Annotated in this window: 22 protein-coding genes; 2 read left to right on the top strand and 20 right to left on the bottom strand. The window is 71.0% G+C overall.

Annotation, left to right across the window (positions count from 1 at the left end; translation table 11 throughout):
• Positions 1–51 precede the first annotated feature (51 nt).
• The 4 genes from tsaE to AB0O11_RS02595 form a co-directional block, all read right to left on the bottom strand.
• Positions 52–549: a tRNA (adenosine(37)-N6)-threonylcarbamoyltransferase complex ATPase subunit type 1 TsaE gene (gene tsaE, locus AB0O11_RS02610; RefSeq protein WP_363380983.1), complete on the bottom strand. Its 498-nt coding sequence runs from the start codon at positions 547–549 to the stop codon at positions 52–54.
• Between the two features lie 96 nt (positions 550–645).
• Positions 646–1,881: an alpha/beta hydrolase gene (locus tag AB0O11_RS02605; protein ID WP_363380981.1), complete on the bottom strand. Its 1,236-nt coding sequence runs from the start codon at positions 1,879–1,881 to the stop codon at positions 646–648.
• Positions 1,878–3,077 (bottom strand): alanine racemase, encoded by a 1,200-nt coding sequence (alr, locus tag AB0O11_RS02600; RefSeq protein ID WP_363380979.1) that lies wholly within the window; start codon positions 3,075–3,077, stop codon positions 1,878–1,880. Before alr ends, AB0O11_RS02605 begins: the two co-directional genes overlap by 4 nt.
• 174 nt (positions 3,078–3,251) lie before the next feature.
• Positions 3,252–4,727 carry an NAD(P)H-hydrate dehydratase gene (locus AB0O11_RS02595; protein ID WP_363380976.1) on the bottom strand — a complete coding sequence of 492 codons (1,476 nt, stop codon included), beginning with the start codon at positions 4,725–4,727 and terminating at the stop codon, positions 3,252–3,254.
• A gap of 170 nt (positions 4,728–4,897) precedes the next feature.
• Here AB0O11_RS02595 and AB0O11_RS02590 point away from each other — a divergent pair, with 170 nt between their 5' ends.
• The gene (locus AB0O11_RS02590) at positions 4,898–5,455 is read left to right on the top strand and encodes a Uma2 family endonuclease (RefSeq protein WP_363380974.1); all 558 of its coding nucleotides are present in this window, start codon (positions 4,898–4,900) and stop codon (positions 5,453–5,455) included.
• A gap of 42 nt (positions 5,456–5,497) precedes the next feature.
• Here the strand turns inward: AB0O11_RS02590 and glmS are convergent, their stop codons facing one another.
• Positions 5,498–7,354 carry a glutamine--fructose-6-phosphate transaminase (isomerizing) gene (gene glmS, locus AB0O11_RS02585; protein WP_363380972.1) on the bottom strand — a complete coding sequence of 619 codons (1,857 nt, stop codon included), beginning with the start codon at positions 7,352–7,354 and terminating at the stop codon, positions 5,498–5,500.
• 99 nt (positions 7,355–7,453) lie between these two features.
• Between glmS and coaA the strand changes: the two genes are divergently transcribed.
• On the top strand, positions 7,454–8,449 hold the full coding sequence (gene coaA, locus AB0O11_RS02580; protein WP_363380970.1) for a type I pantothenate kinase: 996 nt from the start codon (positions 7,454–7,456) through the stop codon (positions 8,447–8,449).
• A gap of 54 nt (positions 8,450–8,503) precedes the next feature.
• Here coaA and glmM read toward each other — a convergent pair whose 3' ends face one another.
• From glmM to secY, 15 genes are all read right to left on the bottom strand, one after another.
• The gene (gene glmM / locus AB0O11_RS02575) at positions 8,504–9,868 is read right to left on the bottom strand and encodes a phosphoglucosamine mutase (RefSeq protein WP_363380968.1); all 1,365 of its coding nucleotides are present in this window, start codon (positions 9,866–9,868) and stop codon (positions 8,504–8,506) included.
• A 165-nt stretch (positions 9,869–10,033) separates the two neighbouring features.
• Positions 10,034–10,537, bottom strand: coding sequence for a 30S ribosomal protein S9 (rpsI, locus tag AB0O11_RS02570; RefSeq protein WP_224273932.1), 504 nt, complete (start codon positions 10,535–10,537; stop codon positions 10,034–10,036).
• Positions 10,538–10,582: 45 nt separating this feature from the next.
• The gene (gene rplM / locus AB0O11_RS02565; protein ID WP_035848207.1) at positions 10,583–11,026 is read right to left on the bottom strand and encodes a 50S ribosomal protein L13; all 444 of its coding nucleotides are present in this window, start codon (positions 11,024–11,026) and stop codon (positions 10,583–10,585) included.
• A gap of 243 nt (positions 11,027–11,269) precedes the next feature.
• Complete coding sequence (locus tag AB0O11_RS02560) at positions 11,270–12,928, bottom strand: ATP-binding cassette domain-containing protein (RefSeq protein WP_363380965.1); 1,659 nt, start codon at positions 12,926–12,928, stop codon at positions 11,270–11,272.
• A 41-nt stretch (positions 12,929–12,969) separates the two neighbouring features.
• Positions 12,970–13,881, bottom strand: a complete 912-nt coding sequence (gene truA / locus AB0O11_RS02555) for a tRNA pseudouridine(38-40) synthase TruA (RefSeq protein WP_363380964.1) — start codon at positions 13,879–13,881, stop codon at positions 12,970–12,972.
• Between the two features lie 97 nt (positions 13,882–13,978).
• Positions 13,979–14,458: a 50S ribosomal protein L17 gene (rplQ, locus tag AB0O11_RS02550; RefSeq protein WP_224273920.1), complete on the bottom strand. Its 480-nt coding sequence runs from the start codon at positions 14,456–14,458 to the stop codon at positions 13,979–13,981.
• A 127-nt stretch (positions 14,459–14,585) separates the two neighbouring features.
• Positions 14,586–15,608 (bottom strand): DNA-directed RNA polymerase subunit alpha, encoded by a 1,023-nt coding sequence (locus tag AB0O11_RS02545; protein WP_363380961.1) that lies wholly within the window; start codon positions 15,606–15,608, stop codon positions 14,586–14,588.
• A gap of 150 nt (positions 15,609–15,758) precedes the next feature.
• The gene (gene rpsK / locus AB0O11_RS02540) at positions 15,759–16,166 is read right to left on the bottom strand and encodes a 30S ribosomal protein S11 (RefSeq protein ID WP_014136257.1); all 408 of its coding nucleotides are present in this window, start codon (positions 16,164–16,166) and stop codon (positions 15,759–15,761) included.
• A gap of 72 nt (positions 16,167–16,238) precedes the next feature.
• A complete protein-coding gene (gene rpsM, locus AB0O11_RS02535; protein ID WP_363380958.1) occupies positions 16,239–16,619 on the bottom strand; it encodes a 30S ribosomal protein S13 in 381 nt (126 codons plus the stop codon).
• A 176-nt stretch (positions 16,620–16,795) separates the two neighbouring features.
• Entirely contained in the window at positions 16,796–16,909 is a 114-nt protein-coding gene (gene rpmJ, locus AB0O11_RS02530) for a 50S ribosomal protein L36 (RefSeq protein WP_003956441.1), read from the bottom strand.
• Positions 16,910–16,942: 33 nt separating this feature from the next.
• Positions 16,943–17,164 (bottom strand): translation initiation factor IF-1, encoded by a 222-nt coding sequence (gene infA, locus AB0O11_RS02525; protein WP_003956442.1) that lies wholly within the window; start codon positions 17,162–17,164, stop codon positions 16,943–16,945.
• A gap of 193 nt (positions 17,165–17,357) precedes the next feature.
• The gene (mscL, locus tag AB0O11_RS02520) at positions 17,358–17,783 is read right to left on the bottom strand and encodes a large conductance mechanosensitive channel protein MscL (protein WP_363380956.1); all 426 of its coding nucleotides are present in this window, start codon (positions 17,781–17,783) and stop codon (positions 17,358–17,360) included.
• 142 nt (positions 17,784–17,925) lie between these two features.
• Positions 17,926–18,765 (bottom strand): type I methionyl aminopeptidase, encoded by an 840-nt coding sequence (gene map, locus AB0O11_RS02515; RefSeq protein WP_363380953.1) that lies wholly within the window; start codon positions 18,763–18,765, stop codon positions 17,926–17,928.
• Between the two features lie 117 nt (positions 18,766–18,882).
• Positions 18,883–19,536 (bottom strand): adenylate kinase, encoded by a 654-nt coding sequence (locus AB0O11_RS02510; protein ID WP_363380951.1) that lies wholly within the window; start codon positions 19,534–19,536, stop codon positions 18,883–18,885.
• Complete coding sequence (gene secY, locus AB0O11_RS02505) at positions 19,536–20,846, bottom strand: preprotein translocase subunit SecY (protein WP_359820423.1); 1,311 nt, start codon at positions 20,844–20,846, stop codon at positions 19,536–19,538. Before secY ends, AB0O11_RS02510 begins: the two co-directional genes overlap by 1 nt.
• Positions 20,847–21,029 lie beyond the last annotated feature (183 nt).

The following is a 21,029-nucleotide window of genomic DNA, read 5'->3' as shown; positions in this document are numbered from 1 at the left end:
CCCGGCACCCCGCCCGCAACACTTGCCGACAGTCTGTCGGCAACCCGTCGGCTATGCGAGGTCCGCCAGCGCCACGTCCGACCAGCGCGGGCCGATGCCGGTCAGCACCACCCGGCGGGGGTCCTGGTCGTCCCCGTCCGCGGCGTCGCCGATGGCACGCTCGATCCGGACCTCCAGCCGGTCCTCGGACAGCCGCTCGACCTTGCCCTCGCCCCACTCGACCACGACCACCGACTCGGGCAGCGAGACGTCCAGGTCGAGGTCCTCCATCTCGTCCAGGTCCCCGCCCAGCCGGTAGGCGTCCACGTGCACCAGCGCCGGGCCGCCGACCAGCGAGGGGTGCACCCGGGCGATCACGAAGGTCGGCGAGGTCACCGCCCCGCGGACCTGCAGGCCCTCCCCCAGGCCCCGGGTCAGCGTGGTCTTCCCCGCTCCCAGCTCACCGGAGAGCAGCACCAGGTCCCCCGGCCGCAGCAGCGCGGCCAGCTCCCGGCCGAGCCGGCCCATCCGCTCCGGGGTGGGGACGGTGAGAGTGGCGTGCGAGCCCATGCGCGTGTCTTGCCCTTCGGTCCGTACCGGCGCACCGACCACCGGCCGCCACCGCTACCGTGCCACATCGGCGCGCCCGGGTGCGGCACACGGGGCCTAGGCCGGGTCGACGACGGGTTCCGCGGCCCGCTCCCGGGCCAGGTCGAGGACGGTCGCGGGCAGCGGCGGCGCCCCGGCGAAGCGGGCGGCCCGGCGAAGCAGCCGCGCCAGCTCGTGGTCGACCAGCTCCGCGCGCTCCAGCATCACCAGGTGCCCGGCGCCCTCGGCCAGGACCAGCTCGGCGCCGGGCAGCTGCTCGGCCATCGCCTCGCTGAGCGTCGAGGGCGTCAGCAGGTCCTTCGTCCCGGCCAGCACCAGCGCGGGCAGGCCGCGCAGGACGGCCAGCGCCTCGTACTTCTCGTGCACGCCGAACACCGGGTAGAACTCGGCGACCACGTCGATCGGGGTGGCGTCCAGCAGCTGCTCGGCGAAGCGCACCACGCCGGGGTCGACGTCCCGGCCGCCGAAGGAGAACTTCCGGTAGAAGACGGCGGCCACGTCCGAGCCCAGCCGCCTGGTCGCCTCGACCAGGTCGACCTGGCGGCCCAGCAGCTTCACCATCCCGGGCGCGACCTTCTTGAACAGCTTCGCGCCGGCCTTCGGCAGGCCGAGGCTGACCTCGTCCCAGTCCCCGGCGAGGGTGCCGATCAGCGCCACTCCGGCGACGCGCTCGCGGAACAGCTCCGGGTGCTGGTCGGCCAGCGCCATCACCGTCATGCCGCCCATCGAGTGGCCCACCAGCACCAGCGGCCCGGTCGGGGCGACGGCGTCCATCACCGCCTTGAGGTCGCCGCCCAGCTGGTCGATGCCGGCCGGCTCGCCCGCCAGGTACGAGCGGGAGCGCTCGGAGCGGCCGTGGCTGCGCTGGTCCCAGAAGACCAGCCGCATGCCCTCGCGCAGCGCGGCCCGCTGGAAGTGCCAGCTGTCCTGGTTGAGGCAGTAGCCGTGGCAGAACACCACGGTCAGCGGCTCGGCGCCGGTGCCGTCGCCGTCCGGCTCGCTCCAGCCGGTGCCGTCCAGCTCGACGTACAGTTCGGTGCCGTCCGGCGCGGCCACCGTCCTCGGGCGGCCGCGCAGCGAGCCGTACGGCGCGTTCGCGTCCAGTTCGGTCCGGGCCCGGCGGCGCGTCGCCCGGCCGACGGTCAGCCGCTCGATCGCGACGCCCGCGGCCGCCCCGGCCGCCAGCACGCCGACCGAGATCCCGATCACACCCGCCCGGCTCACCCCGGAGGCGGCGCCGGCCGCCTTGGCGACCGCCGCGACCGGATTGCTCTCGGCCGGTGTGCCGGTCATGCCGACGGACCCTCGGTGCGGCTGCCGCCCAGGTAGCGGCGGGGCACCCGGGCGCCGATCCGGGTGATGATCTCGTACGAGATGGTGCCGCAGGCGCGGGCCCAGTCCTCGGCGGTGGGCTCGCCGCGCTCGCCGTTGCCGAACAGCAGCACCTCGTCCCCGATCGCCGGGGTGTCGCCGCCGAGGTCCACCACGAACTGGTCCATGGCGACCCGGCCGGCCACCGTGCGCCACTTGCCGTCGATCTGCACCGGGCCGGTGCCGCTGGCGTGCCGGGGGATGCCGTCGCCGTAGCCCAGCGGGACCAGGCCCAGGGTGGTCTCGCCCGGCGTCGTGTAGTGGTGGCCGTAGCTGACCCCGTGCCCGCCGGGGACGTGCTTGACCAGCGCCAGCCGCGCGGTCAGCGCCATCACCGGGCGCAGCCCGAAGTCGGCCGGCGAGCCCACCTGGGGCACCGGCGACAGCCCGTACGCGGCCAGGCCGGTGCGGACCAGGTCGAAGTGCGACTCGGGCAGCAGCAGGGCGGCCGGGGAGTTGGCCAGGTGCCGGACCTCGGGGCGCAGCCCGGCGGCCTCGGCCGCGGCCAGCGCGGCACGGTAGGAGTCCAGCTGGGCTTGGATCGACGGGTGGCCGGGCTCGTCCGCCGCGGCGAAGTGCGACCAGACGCCGACGACCGTCAGCAGCCCCTCCGCCTCGGCGCGGTGGGCTGCGGCCACCAGCTGCGCCCAGTCGTGCGGCTGGCAGCCGTTGCGGCCGAGGCCGGTGTCGGCCTTCAGGTGCACCCGCGCCGGGATGCCGGTCTCGCGCACGGCGGGCAACAGCTCGTCCAGCGCCCACCGGCCGCTGACCGAGATGTCCAGGTCCGCGCGCAGCGCCTCGCGCCACGGCCCGCCCGGCGTCCACAGCCAGCACAGGATGCGGGCCTGCTCCGGGCGGATGCCCGCGGCCCGCAGCGCCAGCGCCTCCTCCGGCGTCGCGCAACCGAGCCAGCCAACCCCGTTCGCGACCGCCTCCCGGGCGCACTCGACCGCGCCGTGGCCGTAGGCGTTCGCCTTGACCGCGAGCATCACCGCCGCGCTGCCGACGCGCTCGCGCAGCGTCGCGAGGTTGCCGCGCAGGGCGGCGAGATCGATGGTCGCCTCGGCCCGTACGCCTTCGGTGAGGGTGGCTGTCCCGGTCGTGTTCGCAGTTGTCATCAGGGTCAGTCTCCCAGACGTCCCGGAGTCCTCGCCGAACGGCCTGTCGGCACGGCGGCCGACGACCAGGCCGCGCACACCGCGCCGACCTGCGGCGAACCGCTCGTCATCCCTTGCACGGACGCGTTCGACGGGCCGTTCGGTTCCGTTTCCCGGCCTTCCGGACGTTCCGGGCTAGTCGGCCCGTACCGCCCGCCACACCGCCGGCAGCGCCCCGGCCACCGTGAGCGCCGTCGTGGGGGCGCCCGGCTCGCCCGCCGCCTCGCGGCCGGCCAGGCCGTGCAGGTAGGCGGCCGCCGACGCGGCGTCCAGCGGCGCGAGGCCCGCCGCCAGCAGGGAGCCGGCCAGCCCGGCCAGGACGTCGCCGCTGCCGGCGGTGGCCAGCCAGGAGGTGCCGGTGGGGTTCACCCGGACGGCCCCGCCCGGGTCGGCGACCACCGTGGTGGAGCCCTTCAGCAGCACCGTCGCGCGGTAGTCGGCCGCCAGCCGGCGGGCGGTGGCCAGCCGGGCGGAGGCCAGGTCGTCGGCGGCCGGCGGCGTGCCGCCCTCGGCGCCCGCGAGCAGCCGTGCGGCCTCGCCGGTGTGCGGGGTGAGCAGGGTGGGTGCGGTGCGGCCGGCCAGCGCGTCCGGGCCGAGCCGGCCCAGCTCGGTCAGCCCGTCCGCGTCCACCAGCACCGGGACGTCGCTCGCCAGCGCCTCGGTCAGCGCCTGCCGCGCCCCCTCGCCGCCGCCCGGCCCGACCACCCAGGCCTGCACCCGCCCGGCCCCGGCCGGCCCGCCCTCGGTGACCAGCGCCTCCGGGAAGCGCCGGACCACCTCCTCGGCGGCGGTGCCCACGTACCGGACGGCGCCCGCGCCGCCGTGCAGTGCCCCGGCCACCGCCAGCAGCGCCGCCCCCGGGTAGGTCGCCGAACCGGCCGCCACCCCGACCACGCCGCGCCGGTACTTGTCGCTCTCCGCGCCCGGCACCGGCAGCAGCGCCGCCACGTCCGCGTGCTGGAGCGCCGTCACCTCCGCGGCGGGCAGCTCCAGCCCGATGCCGACCAGCTGCACGGCGCCCGCGTACTCGGCCCCCGGGTCGACCAGCAGCCCGGGCTTGTAGGTGCCGAAGCAGACCGTGACGTCCGCGCGCAGGGCCGCACCCGGCACCTCGCCGGTGTCGGCGTCCACCCCGCTCGGCAGGTCCACCGCCACCACGATCCCGGACCGCCGGGCCTGCGCGTACGGCCGGGCCTCCGGGCGCAGCCCGCCCCGGCCGCCGATGCCGACGATGCCGTCCAGCACCAGGTCCGCGCGCGAGAAGTCGGCCAGGCCGACTGCCTGCTCCACCGTCACCCGTCCGCCGACGGCCCGCAGCGCGGCCAGCCCGCCCGGGTGCGCCTTCTCCGGCGCCAGCAGCACCGCCGTCACCCGCGCCCCGCGCCGGGCCAGCGCGGCCCCGGCGTACAGGGCGTCACCCCCGTTGTCCCCGCTGCCCGCGAGCACCGTCACCCGGCTGCCGTACACCCTCCCCCGGCGCCGGGTCAGCAGCCGGGTGCAGGTCGCCGCCAGTCCGGCGGCCGCCCGCTGCATCAACGTCCCCTCCGGCAGCCGCGCCATCAGCGCGGCCTCCGCGGCCCGGACGGCTTCCACCCGGTGTGCATGACGCATGGCAGGGCTCCTTCAGCAGTCGACGTACCGCCGACGCTAACCCGCGCCCCCGCCCCGCGGGGGCCGGGCCTGCGGCACACTTTCGAGTGACAACCACTTCGATCCCCCACCTGCTTGAGTCCGTGCACCTACCTTGTGGTTCGGTACGAACCAGCAAGAGGGAGAGGGCCATGGTCGCCATGCCGGCAGTCGAGCACCCGCTGGGCGAGGACAGCCTCCTCCAGGCGTTTCTGGAGCTGGACACCCCGCTGGGAAGCAAGGCCGAATTCATCGAAGGGGAGATCGTCGTGACGCCGCCACCGGATGGACAACACGAGGGCGCGGTCTCGAAACTCGCCAAGCAGTTCTTTCGGAACGCCGCGATCGATTTGGACATCGCGGGGGTCAAGGGCCTGATCACCCCCAAAGGCCGGTTCATCCCCGACGGCACCGTCGTTCCGGCCGACCACTTCGACCATCTGGATTCCTGGGCCCCGGCGGACGACGTCCTCCTCGTCTTCGAGGTCACCCCGACCAACCCACACAAGGACCGCGAGCCCAAGCGAACGGGATACGCCGCCGCCGGCATCCCGTGCTACCTGCTGATCGACCGCAGCGACGGCACGGTCACGCTGTTCACCAACCCTGAGGACGGGGACTACATCACCCAGAGCAAGGTCGAGTTCGGCAAGACGATCGACCTGCCCACTCCGTTCTCCTTCACGCTCGACACGGCGCCCCTGCGGTAGGACGCAGCCACCGCAGGGGCGCCGTTGCCGACGAACGCGGGACTACTCGACGGTGACCGACTTCGCCAGGTTGCGCGGCTGGTCGACCTCGTGACCCTTGGCCGTGGCCAGCTCGCAGGCGAAGACCTGGAGCGGGACGGTGGAGACCAGCGGCTGGAGCAGCACCGGGGTGACCGGGATGCGGATCAGGTGGTCCGCGTACGGGACGACCGCCTCGTCGCCCTCCTCGGCGATCACGATCGTGCGGGCGCCGCGGGCCCGGATCTCCTGGATGTTGGAGACGATCTTGTCGTGCAGGATCGACCGCCCGCGCGGCGAGGGCACGACCACCACGACCGGCAGCCCCTCCTCGATCAGCGCGATCGGGCCGTGCTTGAGCTCGCCCGCCGCGAAGCCCTCGGCGTGCATGTACGCCAGCTCCTTGAGCTTGAGCGCGCCCTCCAGGGCCACCGGGAAGCCGACGTGACGTCCGAGGAACAGCACCGAGCGGGCGTCGGCCAGCGAGCGGGCCAGCTCGCGCACCGGCTCCATGGTCTCCAGGACCTGCTCGACCTGCTTCGGCGCGTCGCCGAGCTCCTTGATGACGGCGAAGATCTCGTCGCCCCACTTGGTGCCGCGCACCTGGCCCAGGTACAGGGCGACCAGGTAGCAGGCGACCAGCTGGGTCAGGAACGCCTTGGTGGAGGCGACCGCGACCTCCGGGCCGGCGTGGGTGTACAGCACTGCGTCCGACTCGCGCGGGATGGTGGAGCCGTTGGTGTTGCAGATCGCCAGCACCTTGGCGCCCTGCTCACGGGCGTGCCGCAGGGCCATCAGGGTGTCCATGGTCTCGCCGGACTGCGAGATGGCGATGACCAGCGTGCCCGGGCCCATGATCGGGTCGCGGTAGCGGAACTCGGAGGCGACCTCGACCTCGCAGGGGATGCGGGTCCAGTGCTCGATGGCGTACTTGGCGATCATGCCGGCGTGGAAGGCCGTGCCGCAGGCCACGATGACGACCTTGTCGACCGAGCGCAGGTCGGCGTCGGAGATCCGCAGCTCGTCCAGGGTCAGCCGGCCGTCGGTGCCGATCCGGCCGAGCAGGGTGTCGGCGACCGCCTTCGGCTGCTCGGCGATCTCCTTGAGCATGAAGTAGTCGTAGCCGCCCTTCTCGGCGGCGGAGGCGTCCCAGTCGACGTGGTACTCGCGCACGTCGGCGGGGGTGCCGTCGAAGTTGGTGACGGTCACGCCCTCCCGGCGCAGCTCGACCACCTGGTCCTGGCCCAGCTCGATCGCCTCGCGGGTGTGGGCGATGAAGGCGGCGACGTCCGAGGCGAGGAAGTTCTCGCCCTCGCCGCGGCCGACCACCAGCGGCGAGTTGCGGCGGGCACCGACGACCACGTCCGGCGCGTCCGCGTGCACGGCGACGAGGGTGAAGGCACCCTCCAGTCGACGGCAGACCACCCGCATGGCCTCGGCGAGGTCACCCGTGTAGGCCTCGCCCAGCAGGTGGGCGACGACCTCGGTGTCGGTCTCGGACCGGAGGGTGTGGCCGCGCTCGGCGATCTCGGCCCGCAGCTGGGCGAAGTTCTCGATGATGCCGTTGTGCACCACGGCCACCCGCTGGTGGTCGTCCAGGTGGGGGTGGGCGTTGGCGTCCGTCGGGCCGCCGTGGGTGGCCCAGCGGGTGTGGCCGATGCCGGTGGTGCCGCCGGGCAGAGGGGCCTCGGCGAGCGACTTCTCCAGGTTGGCGAGCTTGCCCGCCCGCTTGTCGGTGGCCAGGCTCCACTGCCCCTCGGAGTCCTGGACCTGCACTGCGACGCCGGCCGAGTCGTAACCCCGGTACTCCAGGCGCTGCAGGCCGGCGATTACTACATCGAGGGCGGACTGAGCGCCCACATATCCAACAATTCCGCACATGCGTGCCAGCATAAGGGCGGTTCTGCGACCGCATTCCCGCCGCGCGGGAACGCTGCGTGACCGACACCACAGCCACTGTGAACGCCGCTACGGCTCACAATGGAGCATGTGCTGACCGAACTCTGTACGCGGGGCGCCGCCACGCCCGGCCCGTCACCGTCCCCCTACGTGGACCTCAGCCGGGCCGAGTGGAGCGCGCTGCGCGAGCGTACGCCGCTGCCGCTGAGCGCCGAGGAGGTGGAGCGGCTGCGCGGCCTCGGTACCGCCCTCGACCTGGACGAGGTCCGCGACGTCTACCTGCCGCTGTCGCGCCTGCTGAACCTGTACATCCACGCCACGCACGACCTGCGCGGCGCGCTGGGCACCTTCCTGGACACCCCGGACACCGAGCGCACCCGCACCCCGTTCATCATCGGCGTGGCCGGCTCCGTCGCCGTCGGCAAGTCCACCACCGCCCGACTGCTCCAGGCGCTGCTCGCCCGCTGGCCCGAGCACCCCCGGGTCGAACTGGTCACCACCGACGGCTTCCTGCTGCCCAACGCGGAGCTGCGCCGCCGCGGCCTGATGGCCCGCAAGGGCTTCCCGGAGTCGTACGACCGCCGGGCGCTGATGCGCTTCGTCGCGGACGTGAAGGCGGGCAGGGAGCGGGTCAGCGCGCCGGTCTACTCGCACCTGGTGTACGACATCGTGCCGGGCGAGCGGCTGACCGTGGAGCGCCCGGACATCCTGATCGTCGAGGGCCTGAACGTGCTCCAGCCGGCCCTGCCCGGCACCGACGGCCGCACCCGCCTCGCGGTGGCCGACTACTTCGACTTCTCGATCTACGTCGACGCCCGGACCGACGACATCGAGCACTGGTACCTGGACCGCTTCCGCAAACTGCGGCAGACCGCCTTCCAGGACCCGAACTCCTACTTCCGCCGCTTCACCGAGGTGCCGGAGGAGGAGGCGATGGAGTACGGCCGGCAGGTCTGGCGCACCATCAACAGGCCCAACCTGCTGGAGAACGTGCTGCCGACCCGCGGCCGGGCCACCCTGGTCCTCCAGAAGGGTCCGGACCACAAGGTCCGCCGGGCGCTGCTGCGCAAGCTCTGAGCGCACGGCGAAGGGCCCCCGCGGCGCGCGGGGGCCCTTCGCCGTCTCCGGGGCTCAGCCCAGGTGGGTGCGTACCGCCTCGGCCAGCCGCTGGGCGACCGTCTCGGCCTGCGCCGGGTCGGCGGCCTCGACCATCACCCGGACCAGCGGCTCGGTGCCCGACGGGCGCAGCAGCACCCGGCCGGTGGAGCCCAGCTCGGCCTCGGCCCCGGCGACCGCGGCGGCCAGCTCGGTGCTGGTCCTCACCCGGGACTTGTCGACGCCCTTGACGTTGATCAGCACCTGCGGCAGCCGGGTCATCACAGCGGCCAGGTCGGCCAGCGGCTGCTTGGTGGCGGCCAGCCGGGCGCCCAGCATCAGGCCGGTCAGGGTGCCGTCACCGGTGGTGGCGTGGTCCAGCAGGATCACGTGGCCGGACTGCTCGCCGCCCAGCGCGAAGCCGTGCTCCTTCATCGCCTCCAGCACGTAGCGGTCGCCGACGGCGGTCTCCACCAGCTCGACGCCCTCGCGCTCCATCGCCAGCTTGAAGCCGAGGTTGGACATCACGGTGGCCACCGCGGTGTTGCGGCGCAGGGTGCCGGCCTCCTTCATGGCGACCGCGAGGATGGCGATGATCTGGTCGCCGTCCACCTCGTTGCCCTCGGCGTCGGCGGCCAGGCAGCGGTCGGCGTCGCCGTCCAGGGCGATGCCCAGGTCCGCCCGGTGCTCCGTCATCGCGGCGCGCAGCCGGTCCAGGTGGGTGGAGCCGACGCCGTCGTTGATGTTGAGGCCGGTGGGCTCGGCCCCCAGGGTGTGGACCACCTCGGCACCGGCCCGGGCGAAGGCCTCGGGGGCGACGTAGGCGGCCGCGCCGTGGGCGCCGTCGATGACGACCTTGATGCCGTCCAGGCGGTTGGGCAGCACGCCGATCAGGTGGGCGACGTACTTGTCGAAGCCCTCGGTGTACTCGCGCACCCGGCCGACGGCCGCGCCGGTCGGACGGTTCCAGTCCTCGTCGCCGAGCGTGTGCTTGTGGTAGTGGGCCTCGATCGCGTCCTCGATCCGGTCGTCCAGCTTGTGGCCGCCGCGGGCGAGGAACTTGATGCCGTTGTCCGGCATGGCGTTGTGGCTGGCGGACAGCATCACGCCGAAGTCGGCGCCGAGCGCGCCGGTGAGGTACGCCACGGCCGGGGTGGGCAGGACGCCGACCCGCAGGACGTCGACGCCGGCGCTCGCCAGACCGGCGATGACGGCGGCCTCCAGGAACTCGCCCGAGGCGCGCGGGTCACGGCCGACCACCGCGACCGGCCGGTGGCCGTCGAAGGCTCCGGCCTCGCCGAGCACATGGGCCGCCGCGACCGACAGGCCGAGCGCCAGCTCCGCCGTCAGGCCCTCGTTGGCCACCCCGCGTACGCCGTCCGTACCGAAGAGTCGTCCCACTGTCCCGTCCTCCATCACCACTGCTCGGAACCCAACCGATGATCCCGGCCGCCGCACCATAGCCGGGGAACACGTCGCCCCGGAGTACACGGGGTACTCCGGGGCGACGGTTTCGCGCAACCAGGGGGTGCGCCGCCAGGGCGGACCGCACCCCCGGAGAGGCGATTAGCGCTTGCTGTACTGCGGCGCCTTGCGGGCCTTCTTCAGACCGGCCTTCTTGCGCTCGACGGCGCGGGCGTCACGGGTCAGGAAGCCGGCCTTCTTCAGCGCGCCGCGGTTGTTGTCCACGTCGGCCTCGTTCAGGGCACGGGCGACGCCGAGGCGCAGCGCGTAGGCCTGGCCGGAGACGCCGCCACCGCTGATGCGGGCGACGACGTCGTAACGGCCGTCCAGCTCCAGGAGCTTGAAGGGCTCGTTCACGGTCTGCTGGTGCACCTTGTTGGGGAAGTAGCCCTCAAGGGTGCGACCGTTGATCTTCCACTGGCCGGTGCCGGGGACGATGCGCACGCGGGCGATCGCCTCCTTGCGACGGCCCAGGCCGGCGCCCGGGACGGCCTCGCCGAAGCGGCCGGCCAGGGACTCGGAGGTGTAGCTCTCCTCGGAGGTGTACTCGCCCTCGACGACGGTCTCGTCGAAGTCGACCTCAAGGGTTTCAGTGGTCTCGGCCACGGTGTTCCTCAGCTCTTTTCAGTGTTGGGGGGCTTGGTGGCCGAATTACTGCGCGACCTGGGTGATCTCGAACGGCACCGGCTGCTGGGCAGCGTGCGGGTGCTGGTCGCCCGAGTAGACCTTCAGCTTCGAGAGCATCTGGCGGCCCAGGCTGTTCTTGGGGATCATGCCCTTGATGGCCTTCTCGACGGCCTTCTCCGGGTTCTTGTCCAGGAGGTCGTCGTAGCGCACCGAGCGGAGACCGCCCGGGAAGCCCGAGTGGCGGTAGGCCAGCTTCTGGGTCTTCTTGTTACCGGACAGGTGCACCTTGTCGGCGTTGATGATGATGACGAAGTCACCAGTGTCAACGTGCGGCGCGTAGATCGCCTTGTGCTTGCCCCGGAGGAGGTTGGCGGCCTGGGAAGCCAGGCGGCCGAGCACGACGTCGGTCGCGTCGATGACGTGCCACTGACGCTGGACGTCGCCGGGCTTGGGGCTGTACGTACGCACGGTCGTAGCCTTCGCTTTTCAGTGAGTGAGTCCTGACAGGAGCACCCGGACGGAAGAGCAGCCTGGCCATCCTTGGACGCAATTCAAGGGGGACCGCTGGTCGACGACCTGATGTCTCCGGCGTACCGACCTCTCACGTGAGATAGAGCGAGCCAATACGCACATCAAGCGTCCAGGTTACCGGCACGACCGGAACGGGTCAAAAATCGCCTGGGCCCCTCCCGCCGAAGGCGCGGCCGTCACTCAGCGTTCGCGCTCCACCCGGGTCACGTCCCAGACCGGCTCCGACGACTCGTACACCCGGCCGTCCGCGCCGAACACCAGGAAGCGGTCGAAGGTCTTGGCGAACCAGCGGTCGTGGGTGACGCACAGCACGGTGCCGTCGAAGGCCTCCAGGCCGGCCTGCAGGGCCTCGGCGCTCTCCAGGTCCAGGTTGTCGGTCGGCTCGTCGAGCAACAGGGCCGTCACGCCGGAGAGTTCGAGCTTGAGGATCATCAGCCGGGCCTGCTGCCCGCCGGACAGCGACTCGAACTTCTGCTCCTCCTGACGGTCCAGCTCGTACCGGCGCAGCGCCCCCATCGCGGCGCCGCGGCTGAGCGCGTGCTCCTCCTCGACGATCGACCGCACGGTGCGGCCGAACAGCTCCGGGTGGGCGTGGGTCTGCCGGAAGTGGCCGGGGACGACCCGGGCGCCGAGCTTCCACTCGCCGGTGTGCGCGACCGTCCCGTCACCGGCCAGCAGCCGCAGGAGGTGCGACTTGCCGGCGCCGTTGGCGCCCAGCACCGCGACCCGCTCGCCGTAGAAGACCTCCAGGTCGAAGGGCTGCATCAGGCCGGTGAGCTCCAGCTGCTCCATGGTGAAGGCGCGCACGCCGGTGCGCCCGCCCTTGAGCCGCATGGTGATGGACTGCTCGCGCGGCGGCGCCTCCGGCGGGCCGGCGTCCTCGAACTTCTTCAGCCTGGTCTGCGCCGCGGAGTAGCGGGAGGCCATGTCGTGGCTGACGGAGGCGGCCTGACGCAGGGTGACGACCAGCTTCTTGAGCTTGGCGTGCTCCTCGTCCCAGCGGCGGCGCAGCTCCTCGAAGCGCTCGAAGCGGGCCTTGCGGGCCTCGTGGAAGGTGTCGAAGCCGCCGCCGTGCACCCAGACGCTGCTGCCGGCCGCGCCGGACTCGACACTGATGATCTTGTCGGCGGTCTTGGAGAGCAGCTCGCGGTCGTGCGAGATGAACAGGACCGTCTTCGGGGTGGCCTTGATGGCCTCCTCCAGCCAGCGCTTCGCCGGGACGTCCAGGTAGTTGTCGGGCTCGTCGAGCAGGAGCACCTCCTCCGGGCCGCGCAGCAGCGCCTCCAGGACGAGCCGCTTCTGCTCGCCGCCGGAGAGGGTGTTCAGACCGCGCCACTGGGCCTTGTCGAAGGGCATGCCGAGGGCCGCCATGGTGCAGACGTCCCAGTCGGTCTCGTAGTCGTAACCGCCGACGTCGGCCCAGTCGGAGAGCGCCTGGGCATAGGCCATCTGCGTCTTCTCGTCGTCCTGGGCGATCATCGCCAGCTCGGCGGCGTCCACCGCGCGGGCCGCCTTGGCGATCCGCTCCGGGGCGACCGACACCAGCAGGTCGCGCACCGAGGCGTCGGCCGGCAGGGCGCCGGGGGTGGACCCCTGGTCCTCGCGGCCGGTGGTGCCGACGAACTGGCGCATCACGCCGAGCCCGCCGCTGATCGTCACCGAGCCGCCGTGCGGCTGGATGTCCCCCGCGATCATCCTCAGCAGGGTGGTCTTGCCGGCCCCGTTGGCGCCGACCAGGGCGACCGCGGCGCCCTCGCCGACCCGGAAGGACGCGTCGTCGAACAGCACCCGCCCGTCCGGCAGGTAGTACTCCAGGTGCGAAATCTCGACGTGTCCCATGCGGACGATTCTCGCAAGCGGACGCCTCCGGCCAAAACGGATTACGCGGGGGCGGGCTGCCCGGGCAGGGTCCGCATCCGCCGGGCCAGCCGGTTGCGCTCGGCCAGCTGGTCGTCCGGCGGGTAGCCGACCTCCTCCAGCGTGAGCCCGTACGGCCGGATCACGTTGACGGCGGAGTTGCGCACCCCGCCGGCCAGCACCTCGCCGGGGAACTCCACCGGCCGGTGCCCGTCACCGACCAGCAGCATCGCGCCGACCAGCGCCCGGACCATGTTGTGGCAGAAGGCGTCGGCCCGGACGGTGGCGACCGCGAGCGAGCCCTCCTGGGCGGCGTAGGAGTCCACCGGGACGCGGTCCCAGTGCAGCTCCAGCAGGGTGCGGATGGTGGTGGCGCCCTCGCGCTTCTTGCAGTACGCGGCGAAGTCGTGCTCGCCGAGCAGCAGTTGCGCGGCCGCGTTCATCCTGTCGATGTCCAGCGGCCGGTCGTGCCAGAGCACGTGGCCGCGCAGCAGCGGGTCCACCCCGCCGGGGTGGTCGGCGACCCGGTAGGCGTACCGGCGCCAGATCGCCGAGAAGCGGGCGTCGAACCCGGGCGGCGCCTCGCCGACCCGGTAGATCCGGACGTCCCCGGGGAGCCGGCCGGCCAGCCGGCGCAGCAGCTTCTCCCGGTGCGCCGCCCACAGCTCGGCCGGCAGGTCGACGTGGGCGACCTGGCCGCGGGCGTGCACCCCGGCGTCGGTGCGGCCGGCGACGGTCAGCGGGAACAGCTCCGAGCTGCGGGTGACGACCTGGAGCGCGCTCTCGATCTCCTCCTGGACCGTCCGGCGGCCGCCCTTCTGGCGGGCCCAGCCGGAGAACTCGGCGCCCTGGTAGGCGAGGTCGAGCCGGACCCGGACGTACCCGTCGGCCGGGCCGTCCTTCACCGGCGGCTGCTCGGCGCAATCGTTGACCACTGCTTCTCTTCTCCCGGACTGCTCTGATCGGCCAAAGGACGGGAACGGGCCCGCTCCCCCATCGCTGGGGAAGCGGGCCCGCGAACACCTGGAGGTGTCAGGCCTGCTCGGCCTCGGCAGCCTCGTCGGCCTTGGTCTCCTCGACCTTGGCCTCCTCGGCCTCCTTGACGGCGCGCTTGGTGGCGGCCTCGGCCTCGCCGACGGCGGTCTGCGCGACGGTCAGCGCCTCGACCAGCTCGATCACGGCCATCGGGGCGTTGTCGCCACGACGGGGACCGATCTTGGTGATGCGGGTGTAGCCACCCGGGCGGTTCTCGTAGCGCGGCGCGATCTCGGTGAAGAGGGTGTGCAGCACGGCGATGTCGGTGATCGTCTTGCGCACCAGGCGACGGTTGTGGATGTCGCCCTTCTTCGCCTTGGTGATCAGCTTCTCCGCCAGCGGGCGCAGGCGGCGGGCCTTGGCCTCGGTGGTGGTGATGCGGCCGTACTGGAACAGCTCACGGGCCAGACCGGCGAGCAGCAGCGGCTCGTGGTGCGGGCCACCGCCCAGGCGGGCACCCTTGGTGGGACGCGGCATGGAATTACTCCTCGAATCTCCGACTGCGGCCGTACCAGGTACCGCAGCGGGCGTACGGGCACTGTGCCCGTACGGCTTTCATGACGACGGGGGCGGCTCCGTGGAACCGCCCCCGCGGCCAAATCTCTTAGTACTGCTCGGTCTCGGCGAAGTGCGAGTCGTCGAGGTCGTCGGCGCCGAAGGCGTCGGCGGCAGCGGTCGGGTCGAACCCGGGCGGGCTGTCCTTGAGGGCCAGGCCCATGCCGGCCAGCTTCGCCTTGACCTCGTCGATCGACTTCGCACCAAAGTTGCGGATGTCGAGCAGGTCGGCCTCGGAGCGGGCGACGAGCTCACCCACGGTGTGGATGCCCTCGCGCTTGAGGCAGTTGTAGGAGCGGACGGTGAGCTCCAGCTCCTCGATCGGCAGCGCCAGGTCGGCGGCCAGGGCGGCGTCCGTCGGGGACGGGCCCATGTCGATGCCCTCGGCGTCGATGTTCAGCTCGCGGGCGAGGCCGAACAGCTCCACCAGGGTCTTGCCGGCCGAGGCCATGGCGTCGCGCGGACGCATGGCGGGCTTGGTCTCGACGTCGACGATCAGCTTGTCGAAGTCGGTCCGCTGCTCGACACGGGTGGCCTCGACCTTGTAGGTGACCTTCAGCACCGGGCTGTAGATCGAGTCGACCGGGATGCGGCCGATCTCCTGGCCGGAGGCCTTGTTCTGGACGGCGGAGACGTAGCCGCGACCGCGCTCGACGGTCAGCTCCATCTCCAGCTTGCCCTTGCCGTTCAGGGTGGCGAGGATCAGCTCGGGGTTGTGCACCTCGACACCCGCCGGCGGGGCGATGTCGGCGGCGGTGACGACACCCGGGCCCTGCTTGCGCAGGTACATCACGACCGGCTCGTCGTGCTCCGAGGAGACGACCAGCTGCTTGATGTTGAGGATGAGGTCGGTCACGTCCTCCTTGACGCCCGGCACGGTGGTGAACTCGTGCAGGACACCGTCGATGCGGATGCTGGTGACAGCGGCACCCGGGATCGACGACAGGAGCGTGCGGCGCAGGGAGTTGCCGAGGGTGTAGCCGAAGCCCGGCTCCAGCGGCTCGATCACGAACCGCGAGCGGAACTCGTCGACGACCTCTTCGGTCAGCGAGGGACGCTGAGCGATGAGCATGTTTTGATCCTCCAGTCTTCGGCGCCCACTATTTGACGCCGAACGAATGGCCATGAGGCGGTGGCCTCACGCCAAGCGTACGGGCTCCCGTGTGGAACGGGAGCCCGTACGAGGTTTAACACAGAACCCAGCGTGCCCGAAGGCGCTGCGTCAGACGCGGCGGCGCTTCGGCGGACGGCAGCCGTTGTGCGGGGTGGGGGTGACGTCCTGGATCGAGCCGACCTCCAGGCCGGTGGCCTGGAGCGAACGGATCGCGGTCTCGCGGCCGGAGCCCGGACCCTTCACGAAGACGTCAACCTTGCGCATGCCGTGCTCCTGCGCGCGACGGGCAGCGGCCTCGGCGGCCATCTGCGCGGCGAACGGGGTGGACTTGCGCGAGCCCTTGAAGCCGACGTGGCCGGCGGAGGCCCAGGAGATCACGTTGCCGGACGGGTCCGTGATCGAGACGATGGTGTTGTTGAACGTGCTCTTGATGTGCGCGTGGCCGTGAGCGACGTTCTTCTTTTCCTTGCGGCGGATCTTCTTCGCGCCGGCAGCCTGACGACCCTTGGGGGGCATAAGTCTGTTCTCCTACTGAGGTGGTCGGTCCGCTGACCCGCGGGCCGGAGGGATGTCCGGTTACGGGACGGACTACTTCTTGCCCGGCTTCTTCTTGCCGGCGATCGCGCGACGCGGGCCCTTGCGGGTACGCGCGTTGGTGTGGGTGCGCTGACCGCGGACCGGCAGGCCACGGCGGTGACGCAGACCCTCGTAGCAGCCGATCTCGACCTTGCGGCGGATGTCGGCGGCCACCTCACGGCGGAGGTCACCCTCGACCGTGTAGTTGGCGTCGATGTACTGGCTCAGCTTGACCAGGTCGTCCTCGGAGATGTCGCGAACGCGGACATCCGGGTTGACACCGGTCTCGGAGAGGGTCTGCTGGGCGCGGGTACGGCCGATGCCGTACACGTAGGTGAGGGCGATCTCGATCCGCTTCTCACGGGGGAGATCAACGCCGGCGAGGCGTGCCATTCAAGGCTCCTGTGGTTCTTCAGAGGTCTTGCGTGCTACCTACTCCGACACCTCACGGTGAGGGAGCCCCGGCCTCTGACCGGGGGCGGCAGTCCGTTCCTCGCGGATCGGATCGGGTAGCCCACTCATGACGTTTTCGCGTCGCGCGAAGTACTACGAGAAATGCTGGGGAGAGATCAGCCCTGGCGCTGCTTGTGGCGCAGGTTGTCGCAGATCACCATGACCCGGCCGTGGCGGCGGATCACCTTGCACTTGTCGCAGATCTTCTTGACGCTCGGCTTGACCTTCATGTTTCAGGTTCTCCGGGTCTAGATCTGACGTTCTTACTTGTAGCGGTAGACGATCCGCCCGCGCGTGAGGTCGTAGGGGCTGAGCTCCACGACGACCCGGTCGTCCGGCAGGATGCGGATGTAGTGCATGCGCATCTTGCCACTGATGTGCGCGAGGACCTTGTGACCGTTCTGCAGCTCGACCTTGAACATCGCGTTCGGAAGAGACTCGATCACGGTGCCCTCGATCTCAATGGCGCCTTGCTTCTTAGCCATGAACTGCGAGATCCACCTTCCGGGACCGGCTACCGTATGCGGAACGCTCGTGCGAACCTGGGTTCACCCCGCCCCCGAAGGGAAGAGGGCGTGCTGGAGCACGCTACGAGTGAGCCGACGGTCCATCCTACGCCAGCGCGTGCGATGGACCAAAACGGGGCTCCTGAAAGCGGTCGCCGTCACATCTGCTACGTCAGGCCCCGGCAGCGGCCGTCAGCGGCTCGACGTGGGCGGTGCAGGCCGAGCAGCGGCGGGCGGCCTGCGGGATCTCGGTCAGGCACTCGGGGCAGGGGCGCTTCGCCGCCTTCGGCTTCTTCGGCATGTAGCGCACGGTCGCCTTGGTGATCGGCAGCACCACGCAGAAGTACAGCACCGCGGCGGTCATGAAGAACGCGATCAGCACGTTGAGGAACTGCCCGTACGGGAAGGTCACTCCGGCGATGTGCGCCTTGTACGAGCTGAAGTCGCCGGCCGCGCCGACCACCACACCCACCAGCGGGGTGAGGAAGGCGGACACGAACCCGGTCACCACCGCGGTGAACGCGGCACCGATGACCACGCCGACCGCCATGTCGACGACGTTGCCGCGCATCATGAAGTCGCGGAATCCCTTGAGCACGCGCTCTCTCCTGCTTCGCTCGTAAACCAGTCAGGCCGCAGCGGACCACTGCCAGCGGATAAAAATAGGACAAAAGCCCTGGAGGTCCAAACCTCCAGGGCTCTGATCCCTTGTCAGCAGCGGCAGTCGGGTGCCGCCACGACTACGCGAGGGGGTCCGGAGCTGCGGTGATGCCCAGCTTGGCCAGTTCCGCCTTGCCGCCGTCGAAGGCCGTCAGCACCAGCGGGCCCTGCTCGGTGACGGCCACCGAGTGCTCCCAGTGCGAGGCCCAGGTGCCGTCGTTGGTGACGACCGTCCACTCGTCGTCGAGCACGGCGGTGTGCGGGGTGCCGAGCGAGACCATCGGCTCGATCGCCAGCACGGTGCCGGGGACCAGCTTCGGGCCCTTGCCGCGGCCGCGCTCGACGTAGTTCAGCACGTGCGGCTCCATGTGCATCGCGGTGCCGATGCCGTGGCCGCCGTAGCCCTCGGTGATGCCCCACTTGCCCTTCGGAGGCAGCGGCTGGCGGCGGATGTAGCCCTCGATCGCCTTGGAGACGTCCACCAGGCGGTTGTTCTTCTTCATCTGGGCGATGCCGGCCCACATCGAGCCCTCGGTGACGCGGCTCAGCATCTCGACCTCCGGGCGGACCTCGCCGACCGCGACGGTGATCGCCGAGTCGCCGTGCCAGCCGTCCAGGATGGCGCCGCAGTCGATCGAGATGACGTCGCCCTCCTGGAGCACCCGCTCGCCCGGGATGCCGTGCACGACCTCGTTGTTCACCGACGCGCAGATCACGCCCGGGAACCAGAGCCCGCCGTGGTGGGCGCGGAAGTTCGAGGTGGCGCCGTGGTCGGTGATGACCTTGTCCGCGATGTCGTTGAGCTCCTGAGTGGTCACCCCGGGGGCGACCGCCTCGCGGCAGGCCTTCAGGGCCTCGGCGACGACCAGCCCGGCCGCTCGCATCTTCGCGATCTGCTCGGGGGTCTTGATCTCCACCATCTGGTCACGCCTTCCAAGTCCGGATTACCACTGGTACCACCGTACGACGCCGAAACGGCCGGGCCGCCCGCGCTGGGCGGGCGATCCGGCCGTACCGTCGTACGTTCGCCGAGAGACTCAGCTGTCCTGCTTCAGCGCCTCGATCGAGCGGGCGGTGACCTCGTCCACCTTGCCGAGGGCCGAGATCGTCGCCACCAGGCCCTGCTGGACGTAGTAGTCGATGATCGGCTCGGTCTCCGTGTGGTAGACCTCCAGGCGCGTGCGCACCTTCTCCTCGGTGTCGTCCGAGCGCTGGTACAGCTCGCCGCCGCACTCGTCGCAGACGCCCTCGGCCTTCGGCGGGTTGTAGTCCACGTGGAAGACGTGGCCACCGTCGTTGCGGCACAGGCGGCGGCCGGCGATCCGGCGGACGACCTCGTCCTCGGGGACCTCCAGGTCCAGCACGCCGTCCAGCTTGATGCCCTGCTCGGCGAGGAACTCGTCCAGCGCCTTGGCCTGCCCGAGGTTGCGGGGGAAGCCGTCGAGCAGGAAGCCGTTGGCGGCGTCCTCCTGGAGCATCCGGTCCTTGGCCATCCCGATGGTGACCTCGTCCGGCACCAGGTGTCCCGCGTCCATGTAGCTCTTGGCCTCGAGCCCCAACGGGGTGCCCTGGCTGATGTTCGCACGGAACAGGTCGCCGGTGGAGATGTGGGGAATGGACAGGGTCTTGGCGAGCAGGTGCGCCTGAGTACCCTTCCCGGCCCCGGGAGGACCAACGAGGACGATACGCATCAGCGGAGGAACCCTTCGTAATTGCGCTGCTGGAGCTGGCTCTCGATCTGCTTCACAGTTTCGAGTCCGACGCCGACGACGATGAGCACGCTGGTGCCGCCGAACGGGAAGTTGGTCTGCTGTCCGAAGGCGACCAGGGCGATCATCGGGATCAACGCGATCAGGCCCAGGTAGAGCGAACCCGGCCACGTGATTCGGGTCAGCACGTAGTTCAGGTACTCGGCCGTCGGTCGGCCGGCCCGGATACCCGGGATGAACCCACCATACTTCTTCATGTTGTCGGCAACTTCTTCGGGGTTGAAGGAGATGGCGACGTAGAAGAAGGCGAAGAAGACGATCAGCAGGAAGTAGGTGGCCATGTAGATCGGGTGGTCACCCTTGACGAAGTTCGTCCGGATCCACGTGGCCCAGCCCGCTTGGCTGTTGGTCAGCTGGACCACCAGGGCGGGGATGTACAGCAGCGAGGACGCGAAGATGACCGGGATGACACCGGCCTGGTTCACCTTGAGCGGGATGTAGGTCGAGGTACCGCCGAACGCCCGGCGGCCGATCATCCGCTTCGCGTACTGGACCGGGATCCGGCGCTGGGCCTGCTCGACGAAGATGACCAGCATCACGACGATGACGCCGACCGCGACCACGGACAGGAACTCGACCCAGCCGCCGCCGATGGTGCCGGACTGCTTGATCGCCCACATCGAGGACGGGAACTGGGCCGCGATCGAGGTGAAGATCAGCAGCGACATGCCGTTGCCGATGCCGCGGTCGGTGATCAGCTCACCGAGCCACATGATGACCGTGGTGCCGGCGGTCATGGTGAGCACCATGACGGCGATCCGGAACACACCGGTGTCCGGCACGATCTGGTTGGCCAGCGGGCAGCCGGAGAACAGCGCGCCGCTGGAAGCCGTCGCCACGATGCCGGTGCCCTGGAGCACCGCGAGCGCGATGGTCAGGTAGCGGGTGTACTGGGTGATCTTCGCCTGGCCGGCCTGTCCCTCCTTCTTCAGCATCTCCAGTCGCGGGATCACGACGGTGAGGAGCTGGAGGATGATGCTCGCCGTGATGTACGGCATGATGCCGAGGGCGAAGATCGTCAGCTGGAGGAGCGCGCCACCGCTGAACAGGTTGACGAGTCCGAAGAGGCCGCTGTTCTTGGTCTCCTTCACGCACTCGTTCACGGCCGTGAAGCTCACGCCCGGGATCGGGATGTGCGAGCCCAGCCGGAACAGCACCATGATGCCCAGCGTGAACAGCAGCTTCTTGCGCAGGTCGGGCGTCTGGAACGCCCGCGCGAACGCACTGAGCACGGTGCCTCCTGCGCCTCCCGCACGTCGTCGGCGGGAGGGTCGGTCCTGAATGGGGAGTTTGCGGTACGGGCTCCCGTACAGACGGCACAGGCGAGCCTACGCGCAGCCTACAAGGGAACTCCACGGACTCTAACAGTGCGCAGCCACTCGGAAGAAGCGCGTGCCGCCGCTCCCCCACTCACG

The sequence above is a fragment of the Kitasatospora sp. NPDC093102 genome, assembly GCF_040683915.1.
In the GTDB taxonomy this organism is placed as follows: Bacteria; Actinomycetota; Actinomycetes; order Streptomycetales; family Streptomycetaceae; genus Kitasatospora.
The sequence above is the reverse complement of the archived record's forward strand: the minus strand, read 5'-3'. Positions and strand labels throughout refer to the sequence as shown.